This window comes from Gordonia sp. DT218, from assembly GCF_049847105.1.
GTDB lineage: Bacteria > Actinomycetota > Actinomycetes > Mycobacteriales > Mycobacteriaceae > Gordonia.
This window is the reverse complement of the sequence record NZ_JBNCNS010000004.1, coordinates 630,653-646,739: the sequence shown is the minus strand read 5'-3', so window position 1 is coordinate 646,739 and position 16,087 is coordinate 630,653. Positions and strand designations below refer to the sequence as shown.

The following is a 16,087-nucleotide window of genomic DNA, read 5'->3' as shown; positions in this document are numbered from 1 at the left end:
GCCCTCACCGCCGACCACAACACCCGCACACAACCCGACACTCAAGCAGCCGCTTGACATAGGAGCTATGAGTAGCCCCCGAGCGCAGCGAGGGCGCGTATCGAGATCCCGCCGACCAAGTATTCCAACCGACTCGAAACATCGCGGACCGAACCTGTCCGCAATTGTCCATAACGTTGTCCCCAGCACCACAGCGCAAGCACCGACAACGAGAGGCACCATCATGGCCGGCACCTACACCTCTGTCGCACTCCCGTTCACCGTCACCGGTGAGAAAGAAGATCTGCTCACTCTGCTCGCCGATCAGCGGGCGCTCTTCAAGGTCACCGTCCGGGGAATCACCGAGGAGCAGGCCCGCAAGCGGACCACGGTGAGCGAGCTGACCCTCGGCGGTCTGGTCAAGCACCTCGCGCTGGGTGAGCAGAACACGCTCGAGGAGTTGCGCGAACGCGACGAGACGGCCGAGTTCGACATGACCGAGGCCGAGAACGCCTACGATCTCGCCGACGGCGAGACCCTCGCGGGCTGGCTCGACGAGTACGACCGCGCGGCGGCCGAACTCGACGAATATGTCGCGGAGGTCGGCGGCCTCGACGAGCTGATCCCGCAGCCGACCGCTCCATGGCAGCCGGAGCGCGAGTGGTGGACGATCCGGAAGATGATGCTGCACAAGCTTCGCGAGACCGCGCATCACTCGGGTCACGCCGACATCATCCGCGAGGCCCTGGACGGGCAGTCGACGATGGGCGCGCTGTTCACCATGCCTGACGCGTAACGCCGCGCCCACCAGCGGAGCGTGGGCAACCGATGCCCGGCCGAGAAACCTTCGCGACTTCTCCGCACAACCGGGCTTCGAAGAACTACGGTTACCTCAACGGACCCCCGTCGACGGGCTGCGGCCGACAGCGCACAACGGTGGTCGCGAACGTGCTTGCCCACGTTCGTGATCAACACGGTCCGTGATCGTTCCGCCATGAATGCGGAACTCGACGAGGAGGTCCCGGTGAACGAGCCCGACACATCCGGCGTTGGATCGCGCGCCGACGGCGCCGAGCTGTACGACGTCATCATCATCGGCGCCGGGCTCTCCGGCATCGACGCCGCGTACCGTTTGACCGAGTCGGACCCAACCACCCGCTACCTGGTCCTGGAGCGTCGCGACCACATCGGCGGCACCTGGGATCTGTTCCGCTATCCCGGCATACGCTCGGACAGCGACATCTTCACCCTGAGCTTCCCGTTCGAGCCGTGGCGTCGACCCGAAGCCCTCGCCCAGGGCTCGGACATCCGTGACTATGTCACCGCGACGGCGGCCAGGCACGGGATCGCCGAGCACATCCGGTTCGGGCAGCACGTCCGTTCCGCCGACTGGGACTCGAGCACCGACTCCTGGACGATCGCCACCTCGGCGGACGGCACAGAACAGACCTACCGATGTCGGTTCGTCTATTTCGCCACCGGCTATTACGACTACGACGATCCCTACCAACCGCGGTTCGCCGGGCTCGACGACTTCGCCGGAAACGTCGTACATCCACAGCAGTGGCCGGAGGACCTGGACCACTCCGGCAAACGGATCGTCGTGATCGGGAGCGGCGCCACCGCGGTGAGCCTCATCCCGTCGTTGGCACGCACCGCCGAGCACGTCACGATGCTGCAGCGGTCGCCGTCGTACATCGCATCGATGTCGCAGCAGCAGCGAATCAACCCGTTGATCCGGAAGGTCTTGCCGGCCAAGGCCGCCCACAAGGTCATCCGCGCCCGCTACGCGGCGCAGACTGCTGCCATGGTGCACGGGATGCACCGGTTCCCCAAGGTGGGTCGCAAGCTCCTGCGTTCCGGAGTCGCCAAGGAACTCCCCGACAACTATCCGGTCGACGTGCATTTCAATCCCCGCTACGACCCCTGGGATCAGCGCATGTGCATGGTCCCTGACGGCGATCTGTTCGCCGAGATCACCACCGGCCGTGTGGAGATGGTGACCGATCAGATCGATCGGTTCGACGCGGGCGGGGTCACCCTACAGTCAGGGCGGCACCTCGATGCCGATCTCGTGGTGACGGCCACCGGGCTGCAGCTCCTGGCGTTCGGTGGCATCCGGATTCGCGTCGACGACGCCGAGATCAAGCCACATGACCGCTTCGTCTTCAAGAGCCATCTACTGGAGGATGTCCCCAACCTCGCGTGGTCGGTCGGTTACACCAACGCGTCCTGGACCCTACGCGCGGACATGACAGCACGGGCGGTGGCGAAGCTGTTGCGGTACATGAAGTCTCACGGCTACACCCATGCCTATCCACATCTGGGATCGGAATCGATGGGGTCCAAGCCACTGTGGGACCTCAAGGCGGGTTACGTCGAGCGCTCACCCGACGCCCTCCCCAAGTCGGGCACCAGAGGACACTGGGCGGTCCGCCACAACTACTACCGGGACGCGATCGACCATCGCCTCGACGATGTCGAGGACTCGATGGTGTTCGGCCGGGCGCCTGCGCCGGCCTGACTCACCCCTCGATCCGGAACACCCGACTGTGCCAGCCGGTCGCGCCGTCGGGGATCGGTGCCACCCGCTGTTCGGGTTGGGTACGGCCGGCCGCGTCCGTTGCACGGCAGTGCAGCGTGTGCTGGCCCGGCGTGGCATCCCAGTCCCAGGTCCACTGGCGCCAGGTGTCGACGGAGTACTCGGTCGCCAGAGTGGCGGGCTGCCATGGGCCGTCGTCGACGCGCACCTCCACGCCACGCACGCCGCGATGTTGCGCCCATGCGGTGCCTGCCACCACAACCCGCCCGGCGGGTTGTTTCGACAGTGGCGCCGGACGGTCGATGCGCGACGCGGTCTTGATCGGTGCCCGCACCCCCCAGCCGCGTTTCGTCCAATAAGCCTGTGCACGATCGAATCTGGTGATCTCCCAATCGACAACCCACTTGCATGCCGACACGAACCCGTAGAGTCCCGGGATCACCTGCCTAACCGGATAACCGTGTTCGAGAGGTAACGGCTCACCGTTCATACCGATGGCGAGCATCGCGTCCCGGCCGTCCGTGATCGCCTGCAGCGGCGTTCCGGACGTCCAGCCGTCGATGCTGGTGGACAGGAGCATGTCGGCGCCGGATTGCACGCCCGCGCGATCGAGGATCTCGCGCATCGGGAAGCCGAGCCATCGCGCATTGCCCGCGAGATCGCCGCCCACCTCGTTGGACACGCAGGACAGTGTGATGATGCGCTCCATCGTCGGCATCGACATCAGGTCGTCCCACGAGAGCGTGATCTCCCGATCGACCATCCCGTGGATCCGCAATTGCCAATCACGGGTGCTCAGCTGTGGCACCTGCAGCGCGGTGTCGATCCGGTAGAACGTCCCGTTCCCCGTGACGAACGGGGTCACGCCATCGACCGCCACATCGGTACCCGCCGGGATCGGAGCGGCCTCCGAGGATGCCTTCGGCAACACTTCGCGCATCCGCTCCGCGATCACGCCACCCGTGCGTGCCACCTGTCGGGCGACGAGGACCGAAGCAGCCGAGGCCACCGCGAGCACCCCCACCGCACCGCCGAACTGTCGGCGCGACCAACCCGCCCCATCAGGACTCCGATCAGGGCTGTCCGCGGATTCGGCGGAACCATCCGAACGGGGCCGCGCACCGCGGCACAACACCACCAACACGAGGCCCGACACAACGCCCGACACGAGCGGGGGGAGGACGTACGACGGCTCGAATGTCGGACGGGTCACCGCAGCAAGCACACCGAAAGCCGCGAAGAGCACGACCACCACGAGACCCAGCGGCGGGCGACGGACCTGCAGGATGCCGGCGACCACCGCGAGCAGGGCGATCACCGCGACCATGCCGAGCATCAGCGCCTGCTTGTCGTTGGTCCCGAAGGTCTGGATGGCGAATTCCCGCGCGAAGGCGGGCGAGTGGTCGACCATGAACGCGGCCACGGCCTGATAGGGCGACGCGAATGCCGAGACCGCCAGCGCGACGAGTTCACCCGACGCAACTCCGCAGCCGACGGCGACGAGCCCGGATAAGCCCCCGCCCACATACTTTTCGGTACTGGTGCGCATGAGCATCCTCCTCGTACAACAAGCCTGTCGGGACCTGTTGTCCGTCCATAGACATCTGCTATTCGGCGGAGTCGGACGCCCGGATTGGTCTCACGGAGTCAGCACAGGCGAGCGGGATTCCGACGCAATCGCAAAACTCACACCCATCCGGAATCACGTGGCCAGCGAATGACTCGATGAGACCTGCCGGGCGGTGGGTCCACCATCGACAGATTGGATCGATCATGGCGATCAAAGGAATGCAGCGCGCAGTGCTGGCGGCATCGGGCGCCGTTCTGGCAATCGGCCTCGTGGCAGGATGCTCGTCGGATGACAGCTCCACGACATCTGACTCGACCGCGTCCAGCATGGCACCGATGAGCGGTATGTCCGGCGAAAGCGCCTCCGCCGCACCGGCAGCGATGGTCGGCTCCGGTTGTGCCACCTACGCGCAACAGAATCCGACGGGCCCGGCATCGGTCGACGGTATGGCGATGGCCCCCGTCGCCACGGCAGCGGCCGCGAACCCGATGCTGAAGACCCTCACCCAGGCGGTCTCCGGGCAGCTGAACCCGGACGTGAACCTCGTGGACACGCTCAACAACGGGCAGTACACCGTCTTCGCCCCCACCGACGACGCGTTCGCGAAGCTGCCGCCGGCAACACTCGACAAGCTCAAGACCGACTCCGCGATGTTGACCGACATCCTTACGTACCATGTGGTTCCGGGCCAGATGACCCCGGATCAGGTCGGTGGCGAACACAAGACCGTCGAGGGTAAGTCCCTCACCGTCTCGGGTTCGGGCAACGACATGAAGGTGAACGATTCGGCCGGCGTGGTGTGCGGCGGCGTGAAGACCGCCAACGCCACCGTCTACCTGATCGACACCGTCCTCACACCTCCCGCCGCCTGATCGCGGACCGATCGGGTGCAGCACCGAGCGCCTCATGGCCTCGGTGCTGCCCCGCCGATCCAGTCAGATCAGCTGCGGTAACACGCTTTTCGACTCCAGCATCGCGTCCAGCGATCGAGAGGGGTTCGCCATGACTCTCGCCGACTTCGACGACGACCTCGAGGCCGCATGGCGCCGGTACCGGATCGACCTCGCCGATCACCTCGCGGGCCTACCGGCCGGGGAGGAATTGGTCGTGTCGGCGATTCCCGTCGGCGGCAACAGCGCGGCCCATCCCCTGATGACGTGCTCCTTCACCGCATCCCGTAGGTACCGATGTCGCGTCCACGCGCCCACACTTGCCGACGACGAACGACGTCCCGCGCGGATACGCGTTCTGCGAGACCTCGGCATGCGGTCGTTGCGGGGCGCCGGCGGCGACCTCGTCGTCGATACCGGCAAACGCCAGGTCGACGTCATCTCCGCGATCGTGGCGACAGCATTGCGCGAGGTGTGGGATGTCGTGCATCCGGCATTCCTTCAGGCGTCCTCGGATGAGACCGTCCCCGACGAGCCCGCCATCGAACTCGCCACCCTCGCCCACGACTCGACCCAGTTGCTGAGCCTGGTGATCGACGCCCTCGAAGGACTCACCGGTGTCCGCGTCCACGTCGACCGGCACGGCGAGATCCCACTCCCGACCGATCCGGTCAAGTCGTGGCTACGCGCGATTCACGACGTCGCAGCGATCGAGTGCTACACGATCCTCTCCGATCACGTGTCGGCCTCCGGCGCTGCGGATTTCGTCGCCACCAACGGACGCCGGTGGCCCGGCATCTGCCTGTCGGTCGAGGATGGCCGGGTCCACGCGTCGCACCGCATCGAGTGCTCGGCCTTCCATCCGGCCAACCTCACTGCCGGACTGGAGATCTGGGACTCATTCATCCGAGACTCTGCGACCGAGATCGCACTGCGCTGCAGCAGGGCACGACCGCGACCCGTGCTTGCCGAGTCAGGCGAGATGCCGGCCGGCCTCGACGGCGTGCTGGACCTGGTCGACGATCGATCGGAGCCGGACGGTATGACCATCGCCGCTTTGTGTCGATACGACGAGACCACCATCCTCGGCTACCTGCGTCACTGCGCCCAGCGGTCCAATAGGTGCCGGGCAGACGAGAAGGCTTCCCGACAGCTCGGTGATCCGGACGCGGCCGAGCGCCGGGCCGAGGAGGCCCGCGAATGGCGACACGTCATCAGGTGCCTCGGGACCGCACTGCGTGCCCTCGACGAAGCCCAGAACCGCAGCAGGCCCGAGTCCTCGGGCCGCGAGCACACCACCTGACCGATCCATGCCAGGCCTCTCGGTCGGCCCCACAATGCCGGCCGCCCGTTCACGCTGTCACTGCGGTGCCGGCGGTGGATCCCAGAACGCCACCTCGCCGTCGGGCATCGCGACGGCCCGGACCCCGTCGGGGGCGACGACGGACCACGCCTCGTATCGGCCGGTCGGGTCGCCGCCGATGTCGACTCGCGATCCGTCGTCGAAGGTCAGTGACAACGTCCCTGGAACATTTAAGGTCCCGGCGGCGTCGGCCCGGCCGTCACGGCCTCGGCAGCTTGCGGTGCAACGGGTTCGTCGACACCGGAGTGGGCGTGCGACGTCGACCGGGGACGCTCGACACCACCTGCGGTGAGTCGGCAGTCGACCTGGTCGCATCCTGTAGACGAACCGCCGCCGTATTGCCCGCGCCCAACGCCGGGGCGCCTATCACCCGTCGCGCATCATGTCCGCATTCCGGGCACGTCGACTCATCCGGGATCGACGTCATCGAATGCTGCTCGGTGAAGTCATCGCAGAACTCCGAGCATCGGTACACGTAGGTCGGCATGGCTTTCACCCTAGGCGTACGTCGCCGACCAGATGCGTCGTAGACGCTGCCGATACCGGCCTGCATCACTAGACTCATCCCCGAGCCGATCCGTCGTCGGAAGTTGAGGGAGTCGCTGTGCCGGAGTTGTTGTTCCCACTGGATTCGTCGAAGAGCTTCACCGATCAACAGATCGTCGGCCACAACCGCTGGCATCCCGACATCCCGCCGGCGGTCACCGTCAAACCGGGCGACACCTTCCGCGCACATTGCCGCGAGTGGTTCGACGGCGCCATCCACAACGACGACTCGGCAGACGACATTCTCAACGCCCCACTGAACAACGTGCACACCCTGTCCGGGCCGTTCGCGATCGAGGGCGCCGAGCCAGGTGATCTGCTGATCGTCGACATCCTCGACGTCGGGCCGATCCCGCAGGAGGATTCGGGCCCGCTTGCCGGTCAGGGCTGGGGCTACACAGGAATCTTCGCCACCCGCAACGGCGGCGGATTCCTCACCGAACAATTCCCGGACGCCTACAAGGCCATCTGGGACTTCAGCGGCCAGAGCACCACGTCGAGGCATGTCCCACATGTGAAGTACACCGGCATAGTGCATCCCGGCCTGATGGGTACGGCACCGTCGCCCGAACTGCTGGGCACCTGGAATGCACGTGAGGCGACGCTGATCGCCACCGATCCCGACCGCGTGCCGCCGCTCGCACTGCCGCCCGAGCCGGACGGCGCTGTCCTCGGTTCCTTGTCCGGCGCCGAATTCGACCGCGTCGCAGGCGAAGCCGCCCGGACCGCACCGCCCAGGGAGAACGGCGGGAACCAGGACATCAAGAATCTCACCAAGGGCACCCGGGTGTTCTATCCGGTGTTCGTTCCCGGTGCGAATCTCTCGTTCGGCGACTTGCACTTCTCCCAGGGCGACGGTGAGATCACCTTCTGCGGCGCCATCGAGATGGGCGGCTTCATGGACCTCCACGTCGATCTGATCAAGGGCGGCATGGAGACCTACGGTGTCACCGAGAACGCCATCTTCCTGCCCGGCAACACCGACCCGCAGTACTCGGAGTGGATCGCCTTCTCCGGTACGTCGGTGACCCTCGACGGTGAGCAACGCTACCTGGATTCGGATCTCTCCTACCAGCGCGCCTGCCTACACGCGATCGACTACCTCACCAAGTTCGGCTACAGCCCTGAGCAGGCCTACCTCCTTCTCGGGTCGGCGCCCATCGAAGGGCGGCTCTCCGGAGTGGTCGACATCCCCAATTCGTGTGCGACGGTCTACATCCCCACGGCGATCTTCGACTTCCCGATCGCTCCGTCGAAGGAGGGGCCGGTACGGATCGATCCGGGGATGGGTGCGCCGACGGCGAGTTTCTGAGGGTTCCTGTGTGTTTGTCAATGGGGATTCTGTTCGAACGCTCGCTGGGCGCAGGTGAGCGAGGTGTGGGCGATGGGGTACTGCCCGGGAAGCATTGTCCTACACCTCGCCGCCTGTATCTGTCCGATGGAAGTAAGCCTTGTGCCGCCTTACGTATCTGCCAGGCGATGAGTCCAGCTGAGCCACGACCGTCAATCAACTGTCCCCCATTCTGTTTCGCTTGTTTGCCAGGCCCGACCTGCCCACTCAGTGCAAGCCCCAATGCCGGTCATGGCTCGTAGATGCTCGGCGGCGTATCCGTTAGACGCTTTCATTCCACACGTTGCTGGCCCATAGCCCTCACCGCTCCAGTACAGGTGACTGCGGCTCCCGCTGAGGCATGTATCTACAGCGTCGTCTTTCGGTCGCGGAGTTGGCACCGGCGCGCACAGCATCCAGGGCCTCATCAATGACAAGTGGAAGGCGGCGGGTGCAGAAACGGGCGTGCTCGGCTTCCCGACCTCCGACGAGATCGTCGCCCCGGACGGCGCGGGACGGTACTCAACGTTCCAGCACGGCGCCATCTACTGGTCACCGACAACGGGAGCACATTCGGTCATCGGCACCATCTACGACCAGTGGGCTGCGGCCGGCTACGAACGCAGCGACCTCGGCTACCCCGTCTCTGATGCGACCGTGGCGGCCGGATCATCGGTCGAGGAGCAGGGGTTCCAGAACGGTCGTCTCTACTCCTCGGGGGCACGACTCACCGCCGATCTGATCCCGGCCGGGCTGTCATTCGGTCTTCCCAGCCTGGGAACGCTCACGGTGGAAGCGGTCACCGACGGCGTCACCTTTCATGGCGACGGCTTCGACGTCACATTCCTCAAGCGGAGCGAGATCTACGCGGAGATTGGCATCGACATCCTGGGAGCACAGGCGCCGCGCGATTTCACGATGCTTCTGCCGGTACCTGCCGGATTCCGACTCCAGGCCGACGGTGGCCGCGTGGACCTGCTGGCCCCTGACTCGAGCGTTATCGCGGCCATTGGGCTCCCGAATGCGACAGATTCTGCGGGCGCGCTGGTCGATGTCAGTGCGGTTACCGCGGGGAGCAGTGTGACGTTCCAGTTCGACAAGACTGCACGCGTGCCCGTCGATTCTCTGTTCGAAGCTGCCACCAGCAGCTACGACGATTTCATGAGCATCGGCACGCAGCAGCGATGGGTCTGCGGCACCAATCCGAACGACTGCCGTCGCGCCTTCCCCGCGCAGTCGATGGCTCAGAAGATCTCGTCGCAGGAGTTCCCCGGCGCTGATCAGGGGGACAACCGAGCCGATGCGGCGCGGCACTGCTTATGGCAGGCATACACCACGGAGATGGCCAACGAAGACTTCGCGATACAGATCGCCGACGCCCACGAGCAGGACGCACCCGGCACCCCACAGGCCAACGCGATGGATGCGTACAACAACGTGACCGGACGCGCGGTCGGCCTGCGCAACGAAGGTAATCACGCCGGCATCGAGGATACGAGTCTTCGCTATGCACACGAGGCCCGTATCGTTCCGGACCCGGTCGGTCTGGACAATGAAGATGGCAACGATCTCATCGTCTTGAAAGACTGACAGGATGGACCACTCGAAAACTGACGCCCGGTCAACTCCGACGGGTCCCCCGCAGATGGCCTGGGCCTTGGTGCAAGGCCTCTGCGGCCTTCCTGCCGGAGCGCTCTGGTGGACCGCGTTTCTGGCCGTGCCAGAAGTCGGCCATTGGATGATCAATGCGCTTGTTCTGGCCCCGCTCCTCGCGGTGCTGGTCGCGATCCTGCTGCACACCAAGTGGCCGTTATTCAGAGTTTTCGGGTGGTCACTGGTGGTGGGGACGGTGGTCTACGGCTACTTGTTCACCTTCGGCGTCCTGATCCACATCGGATGGTAGAAACGTGCAACACGTGGGCAGGGCGAGGTGCCGTCGGGGGACAACCCCGACGGCACCACCACCGCGAGAAACCACACGAGTTCATTGAATTGACTTCTTACGACCTGGTTGGCGGCGCCAAGGATGACCGCGGATTCGGTCATCAACCTGAGATAGCCACACGCCTGGACGCCGAGTCGCTCACCGATGCACAGATCGGCTGCTGGCTCCGGGGGCACAGGGCACGGCGGCAACTGCGGGTCGGCGTCACTCTTGCAAACAACCCTGAGGTACAGCAGGTGGGCGACCAAAAATTGAACTGGTGTTGACCGATGAGGACCGGGAGACGCTGACGCGAACTGCCCACTGCTCCCGGTTTCGGGCCAGTACACCATCTGGTGTGGCTGCACCGCCCCCCCCAGTACGATTTCCGAGGCGAAAGCGATCAGGCCATCGACAGCCACTACATCGCCGCGTGATTCACCGTCCCCGACACAGCCTGTAACGAGGGTCGGGGGGAACGCCACCATCACTGGCGCCAAAGCACAGATCTACTCCACCGAGGGCTACTCCCACCACCAATTCACCCGTTGGCCCCAAGCCTCCGGGATCAACGGCGCCAACCAGTACGTGAACTGCCAAGAGCTGCCTGACTACATGGGCGCGAGACTGCTGAATGATCGTCTCTCATTGTGCGCCATAACCGTTTCGCCACTTGTCGTTTGAGGCAGCGCATCGCCTCGCGTGAGGTCTTCCCTTCGGACATCTTGCGCTGGTGGTAGGCGTATCCGTCGCTGCTGGGTGTTCTGGCTTGAGTAACGGCGACGATGTGGATCGCCGAGTTCAGAGTGCGATCGCCGTAGCGTGAGAGCCGGTGACGTTGTTTGTCGGCACTGGCGACCTCGACAGGAGCGGTACCGGTGTAGCTCGCGAATGCCGCCTCGTTCGCGAAGCGGGTCGGATCACCGGTCCGAGCGAGAATCCGTGCCGCAGTATCGATCCCGACGCCATGAATCTTCATCAGCTTTGTGCCACTCGCAGCGAGCTCGGTCTTGACTCGGGTGCTGAGGTCGTCAATCTGAAACTGGATTCGCCGCAGGTCGCCGACTATCTCGAGGGCGACGTTCTTACGCATCGCGTCTGCCTGAGTCTCGGGCCGGAACGCTTTGAGCTGCTTGGCGGCGTCTTCGGTGTCGAAATCACGTCCAATGCCGCCCGGGAACAGCTCTCGCAGCAGCGCGTGGAGCTGATTGACGAGCCGCCCGTTCTGCTTGACCAGGTCGACCCGGCGTTCGTCGAGGACTCGCAAGACACCGGTTTGGCCTTCTGGGGCGACCGGCCGAAAATCGCCCTGACTGAATGCCACACACGCCGCCGCAGCGGCATCGATGCGGTCGTTCTTGCGGCGGCCACCACGCGAGAGTTGACGCACCCGGGCCGTCGCCGTCGATGGGACATCGACGACCGCCTCACCGCGGCTGACCAACCACTGCGTGAGATGGTGCCCGAGCCCGGAAGCGTTCTCCACGGCCCAAATCCGATCCGGCCACGCCTTGGACCATGTGATGAGCTGTGCGTAATCGTCGAACGATGACCTGATCCGCACAGATCCGAGATCCCGGTTGTTGGCCGAGTTCACCGCGGTAGCGGTGTGGGTGGACTTGTGCGGGTCGATACCGATCACGATCACTGTGAGGTGCGCCTTCCGAGCAGTGGACAGTGGCAATCCGCTGCCGGCATTCCGACTTCCAGCCACCCAGGGACGGGCGGCGTTCCTGTGTTGAGCCAGGCAGCGAACAGTGACCGCGAGGAAACAGAACCCTCTTAGAGCCAACCCTCCGGCCGGACGGGTGGCAGGAAGCCAGCGAGTCATCCCCGAGGTCACCTACGGCACGCTACGACCCGTAGGTTCGAACACGATGCCGCCCCAACATAGAAGTCGGGAGCCACATCCGAAGGCGTGACTCCTGTGACTCCTGTTCACGGCAGTCCACTGCAGTCCACTGCAGTTCACTGCTGGTACTGAAAGTCGTTGGGCTAAACCACTATTAGTTCTTGACTCGAACATACATGCGAGTAGTGTGGGGTCATGGGAGCAGCGGGGGATCTCACCATCACCGACATCTTGGGCGAACTGCGTATTGATGCGGAACTCAGCGGTCGCGGCGAATTCGAGGCAATGCAGTCGACCATCAGGGCACGCAACCAGATCGACCATCGTGCAGCCGTCCTCGCCGGTGCACTCGATCGCCTGGGAATCGCCAAAGATCACGGACGGACCACTCGAGAGTTGTTGATCGTCATGGGATTTGCGCCGTCGGCGGCGCAGCGACTGTTGCGCATCGCGGCCGGGGCGGCACAACTCCCGACCCTGGACGCGCACGCTGCCGACGGCGCCATCTCCGGCGAGCACACCGATGCGATCGTGCGCGGCATGAAGCACATCGCGACACGATCGCCGGAACCGATCGATGGGGCGATGCGTCATAAACATGTGACAGATCTTCTCGGACAGTTCTTCTCCGGCGCCACACCCGCCGAGATCATGGATCTCGCACGGACACTCGGCAACCAGATCGCCGCTTCGAGCGAGGGCGGCCTCCCTGCGGCCGAAGATCGGGCGCTCAACACGCTCGATCACGGCAAAGACGATGACGGTCGACTCCAGGTGCGGGCCGACCTCGACGTCGAGGTCGGCGAGAAGTTCCGTGCGGCCATCGACGAGCTGGCAGCGCCCCGGCCAGAACCCGACGGCTCACCGGATGCGGTCGACCCAGCGTCGTCAGGCCGACGCCCTGGAGACGCTCCTCGACATCGCCGCCCGCTGTGGCGACACCGCGTCCGCGCCGCGCACCCAGGTGCTGCTGAAGTGCCGGCCGACGCTCCGACGTTGTCGTCGTTGGCGCTCATGGGATCGGTCACCGAGGCCACGATGCGCGCACTTGCATGTGACACGTCGGTCACCACCGTCATCGTCGACGGCGAACGGGTCCCGCTCGACATCAGCCGCGAGAAGCGATTCTTCCCGGCGCACCTACGCAAGGCCCTCTACGTTCGCGACCAGTGCTGCATCAAGTGCGGCGCACCTGCCGACCGCGCCCACGCCCACCACATCCGTCACTGGGCAGACGGCGGGGACACATGTCTCGTGAACGGCTGCCTGCTCTGTCCGTCGTGTCATGCGGATGTGCATCACAACGCTTGGGAGGTGTTCATCGGTTCCGACCAGCATCCATGGCTCATCCCACCGCGGACCGTCGACCCGAGACGCAGACCCCTGCGTGCCTACAACAGACGCACGCTGACCACCGACGACCTCGCACTGGCCGGCTGACGCTCAACTGGCCCAGCGCTCAACAGGCCCAGCGCTCAACCGTCCCAGCGCAATTGATTTCTCGCACCCGGCAAACAACGGTTCATCCGGCCGGGACCGCATCAGTCCTTTGACAACTCCATAGTGTGAAAAAAGTGAGTGTGAAAGAAGTGTGCGCGCACTGTTGCTCGGGTGGCCGCCCTGACACGGCGGCCGCCCGATCAGCTCGCCGCCTGCACCGGCGCGTTCTTGAGTTCCCGCATCGCAGTGCGTAGACCCCGACGCCGACCGGTCACCGGATCGACCCCGAAGTGGTTCTGTACACCATCGCGCACGGCGAACCGCAACTCCGAGGCAGTCTCGGGCGCATCGTCGGACGTTGCCTTCAACAGCGCGTTGGGCAGCGCGAGCTTGGCGATGGTCCGGAACGACTGAAAATACTGGTGCACAATGGAACCCGTCGTATACGGCAGGTCGTACTTGTCGCACAGTTCACGCACCCGAACACCGATCTCCTCGTACCGATTGCTCGGCAGATCGGGGAACAGGTGGTGTTCGATCTGATGACTCAGGTTGCCGCTCATGAAACGCATCAGCGGTCCGGCACGAAAGTTCGCCGATCCCAGCATCTGTCGGAGATACCAGCGCGGCTGGTCCTCGTTCTCGTACTCCTCGACGGTGAACTTCTCGGCACCGTCCGGAAAGTGGCCGCAGAAGATCACCATGTACGACCAGTAGTTGCGAATGATGTTGGCGGTGAAGTTGGCGGTGATGTTCGACTTCCAATTGGGACCGGCGAGGACCGGGAAGATCAGGTAGTCCTTGGCCGCCTGCTTGCCGACCTTACGACCGATGATCCGCAGATCCTTGAAGGCCTGCCGGTAGGACTTCTCCTTCTTGCGGAGCTTCTCGGTCTCCAGATGGTGAAGCGCCACACCGTATTCGAAGAAAGTACCGAGGGTGAGGTTGTAGAACGGGTTCCCGACGTTCCACCACTCCCACGGCTGATCGCGCGTCACCCGCAGAATCCCGTAACCCACATCGTCATCCATCCCGACGATGTTGGTGTACTTGTGATGGACGAAGTTGTGGGAGTGCTTCCACTGCACACTCGGGCACGTGGTGTCCCACTCCCACGATGATGAATGGACCTCCGGATCGTTCATCCAGTCCCACTGCCCGTGCATCACGTTGTGCCCGAGTTCCATGTTCTCCACGATCTTCGCCAGACCGAGGATGGCGGTTCCTGCCACCCATGCCGGCTTGCGGTTGCTGAACATGAGCACCACACGACCGGTGGCGGCGAGGCTGCGCTGGATGGTGATCGAGCGCCGGATGTAGCGGGCATCCGACTCGCCGCGTTCTTCCTCGATGTCCCGCCTGATCGCGTCGAGTTCTGCGCCCAGGGCCTCGACGTCGGCGTCGGTCAGATGTGCGTATTGATCAATGTCGGTGATCGCCATTGCTCCCCTTTACAGGTCGAGTGTGCATTCTCCAGACACGGTGCTGATACATGTCTGGATTCGATCTCCTTCACGATGCTCATCGCCACTGCGCAGGTCGCGCACGTAGCCCCCGGCCAATGGAACAACGCAGGTCTGGCAGATGCCCATCCGGCAGCCGAACGGCATCTGGATTCCCAGTCCTTCGCCTGCCTCCATAAGTGTGGTGGCGCCGTCGATCTCAGTGGTCTTACCAGATTTGGTGAACGTGACCGTCCCGCCTTCACCACCCACATCGGTCCGTGCGATGGCGAACCGCTCGATGTGGAGCTGGTCGCGGAGCCCCTCGTCGGCATAGCGCTCCTCGACGGTATCGAGCATTGCCACGGGCCCGCAGGCCCAGCACGAACGGTCACGCCAATCCGGGACCTCGGCATCGAGCTGGTCGAGTTCGAACTTACCGTGCTCGCGGGTGAGCTGCAGTTGCAGACTGTAAGACACCAGGTCGGAGTCCATGCCCTCGAGTTCCTCGAGGAAGATGACGTCGTCTCGGGTGGGCGCCGAGTGCACGTGCACGATGTCGGGCTGCTGCTCGCGTGAGCTCACGGACCGGAGCATCGACATGACCGGCGTGATACCACTGCCCGCGGTGAGGAACAGGATGCTGTCGGGCAACGGCTCGGGCAGATGGAAGTCGCCCTTGGGCGCTGCGAGACGGATGATCGTCCCGGGACTGACACCGTCGACGAGGTGCGTCGACAGGAACCCGTCGGGATTCGCCTTCACCGTGATCGCGATCTTCCGATCGTCCGAACTACCGATCGAGGTCAGCGAATAGGACCGCCAATGCCAGCGCCCGCCGACCTGCAGCCCGATCCCCACGTACTGGCCGGGTTTGTACGACTCAGGAAAACCCCATCCGGTGCGGATGGTGACCGTCGCGGAATCCTCGGTCTCACGCTCGACGTGGACGACCCGGCCGCGCAATTCACGCGCACTCCACAGCGGATTGATGAGGTGCAGATAGTCATCGGGCAACAATGGCGTGGTCGCGCGGGCGATGAGGCCCCGCACGATGTTGACCTCGGGTTTCTTCGCCTCGACGTCGGCCGCCGGGCGCTTGCTCCACTTCAAAAGGTCCATACAGGCTCCTCCCACCCCCTGGTGCACAACTGTACACAGATCTGGCCGTTCGGTCGGAGTGTTCGCGGCACATCTTCGCGGCACATC

Annotated in this window: 14 protein-coding genes; 8 read left to right on the top strand and 6 right to left on the bottom strand. The window is 64.4% G+C overall.

Features of this window, described 5'->3' with window-relative positions:
- Nucleotides 1-223 precede the first annotated feature (223 nt).
- Both ACPXCG_RS18240 and ACPXCG_RS18235 read left to right on the top strand, forming a co-directional pair.
- Nucleotides 224-775, top strand: coding sequence for a DinB family protein (locus tag ACPXCG_RS18240; protein ID WP_425793455.1), 552 nt, complete (start codon nucleotides 224-226; stop codon nucleotides 773-775).
- Nucleotides 776-973: 198 nt separating this feature from the next.
- Entirely contained in the window at nucleotides 974-2,503 is a 1,530-nt protein-coding gene (locus ACPXCG_RS18235; RefSeq protein ID WP_425793454.1) for a flavin-containing monooxygenase, read from the top strand.
- A 1-nt stretch (nucleotide 2,504) separates the two neighbouring features.
- Here the strand turns inward: ACPXCG_RS18235 and ACPXCG_RS18230 are convergent, their stop codons facing one another.
- Complete coding sequence (locus ACPXCG_RS18230) at nucleotides 2,505-4,070, bottom strand: molybdopterin-dependent oxidoreductase (RefSeq protein WP_425793453.1); 1,566 nt, start codon at nucleotides 4,068-4,070, stop codon at nucleotides 2,505-2,507.
- 224 nt (nucleotides 4,071-4,294) lie between these two features.
- Between ACPXCG_RS18230 and ACPXCG_RS18225 the strand changes: the two genes are divergently transcribed.
- Nucleotides 4,295-4,963 carry a fasciclin domain-containing protein gene (locus ACPXCG_RS18225; protein ID WP_425793452.1) on the top strand — a complete coding sequence of 223 codons (669 nt, stop codon included), beginning with the start codon at nucleotides 4,295-4,297 and terminating at the stop codon, nucleotides 4,961-4,963.
- 130 nt (nucleotides 4,964-5,093) lie between these two features.
- On the top strand, nucleotides 5,094-6,284 hold the full coding sequence (locus ACPXCG_RS18220) for a TY-Chap domain-containing protein (protein WP_425793451.1): 1,191 nt from the start codon (nucleotides 5,094-5,096) through the stop codon (nucleotides 6,282-6,284).
- Nucleotides 6,285-6,341: 57 nt separating this feature from the next.
- Here ACPXCG_RS18220 and ACPXCG_RS18215 read toward each other — a convergent pair whose 3' ends face one another.
- Both ACPXCG_RS18215 and ACPXCG_RS18210 read right to left on the bottom strand, forming a co-directional pair.
- Nucleotides 6,342-6,659, bottom strand: a complete 318-nt coding sequence (locus ACPXCG_RS18215; protein WP_425793450.1) for a DUF6188 family protein — start codon at nucleotides 6,657-6,659, stop codon at nucleotides 6,342-6,344.
- Nucleotides 6,544-6,831, bottom strand: coding sequence for an FmdB family zinc ribbon protein (locus tag ACPXCG_RS18210; RefSeq protein ID WP_425793449.1), 288 nt, complete (start codon nucleotides 6,829-6,831; stop codon nucleotides 6,544-6,546). Before ACPXCG_RS18210 ends, ACPXCG_RS18215 begins: the two co-directional genes overlap by 116 nt.
- A gap of 117 nt (nucleotides 6,832-6,948) precedes the next feature.
- Here ACPXCG_RS18210 and fmdA point away from each other — a divergent pair, with 117 nt between their 5' ends.
- From fmdA to ACPXCG_RS18195, 3 genes are all read left to right on the top strand, one after another.
- Nucleotides 6,949-8,202, top strand: coding sequence for a formamidase (gene fmdA, locus ACPXCG_RS18205; RefSeq protein ID WP_425793448.1), 1,254 nt, complete (start codon nucleotides 6,949-6,951; stop codon nucleotides 8,200-8,202).
- Between the two features lie 483 nt (nucleotides 8,203-8,685).
- Nucleotides 8,686-9,810 carry an LGFP repeat-containing protein gene (locus tag ACPXCG_RS18200; protein WP_425793447.1) on the top strand — a complete coding sequence of 375 codons (1,125 nt, stop codon included), beginning with the start codon at nucleotides 8,686-8,688 and terminating at the stop codon, nucleotides 9,808-9,810.
- A gap of 55 nt (nucleotides 9,811-9,865) precedes the next feature.
- A complete protein-coding gene (locus tag ACPXCG_RS18195; RefSeq protein ID WP_425793446.1) occupies nucleotides 9,866-10,123 on the top strand; it encodes a hypothetical protein in 258 nt (85 codons plus the stop codon).
- A gap of 589 nt (nucleotides 10,124-10,712) precedes the next feature.
- On the opposite strand, the gene ACPXCG_RS18190 is transcribed toward ACPXCG_RS18195, so the two are convergent.
- Nucleotides 10,713-11,792 carry an IS110 family transposase gene (locus ACPXCG_RS18190; protein WP_425793487.1) on the bottom strand — a complete coding sequence of 360 codons (1,080 nt, stop codon included), beginning with the start codon at nucleotides 11,790-11,792 and terminating at the stop codon, nucleotides 10,713-10,715.
- Between the two features lie 399 nt (nucleotides 11,793-12,191).
- Here ACPXCG_RS18190 and ACPXCG_RS18185 point away from each other — a divergent pair, with 399 nt between their 5' ends.
- Nucleotides 12,192-13,436, top strand: coding sequence for a DUF222 domain-containing protein (locus ACPXCG_RS18185; RefSeq protein WP_425793445.1), 1,245 nt, complete (start codon nucleotides 12,192-12,194; stop codon nucleotides 13,434-13,436).
- 200 nt (nucleotides 13,437-13,636) lie between these two features.
- Here ACPXCG_RS18185 and ACPXCG_RS18180 read toward each other — a convergent pair whose 3' ends face one another.
- Entirely contained in the window at nucleotides 13,637-14,878 is a 1,242-nt protein-coding gene (locus tag ACPXCG_RS18180; RefSeq protein WP_425793443.1) for a fatty acid desaturase family protein, read from the bottom strand.
- Between the two features lie 9 nt (nucleotides 14,879-14,887).
- Complete coding sequence (locus tag ACPXCG_RS18175) at nucleotides 14,888-16,000, bottom strand: ferredoxin reductase (protein WP_425793442.1); 1,113 nt, start codon at nucleotides 15,998-16,000, stop codon at nucleotides 14,888-14,890.
- Nucleotides 16,001-16,087 lie beyond the last annotated feature (87 nt).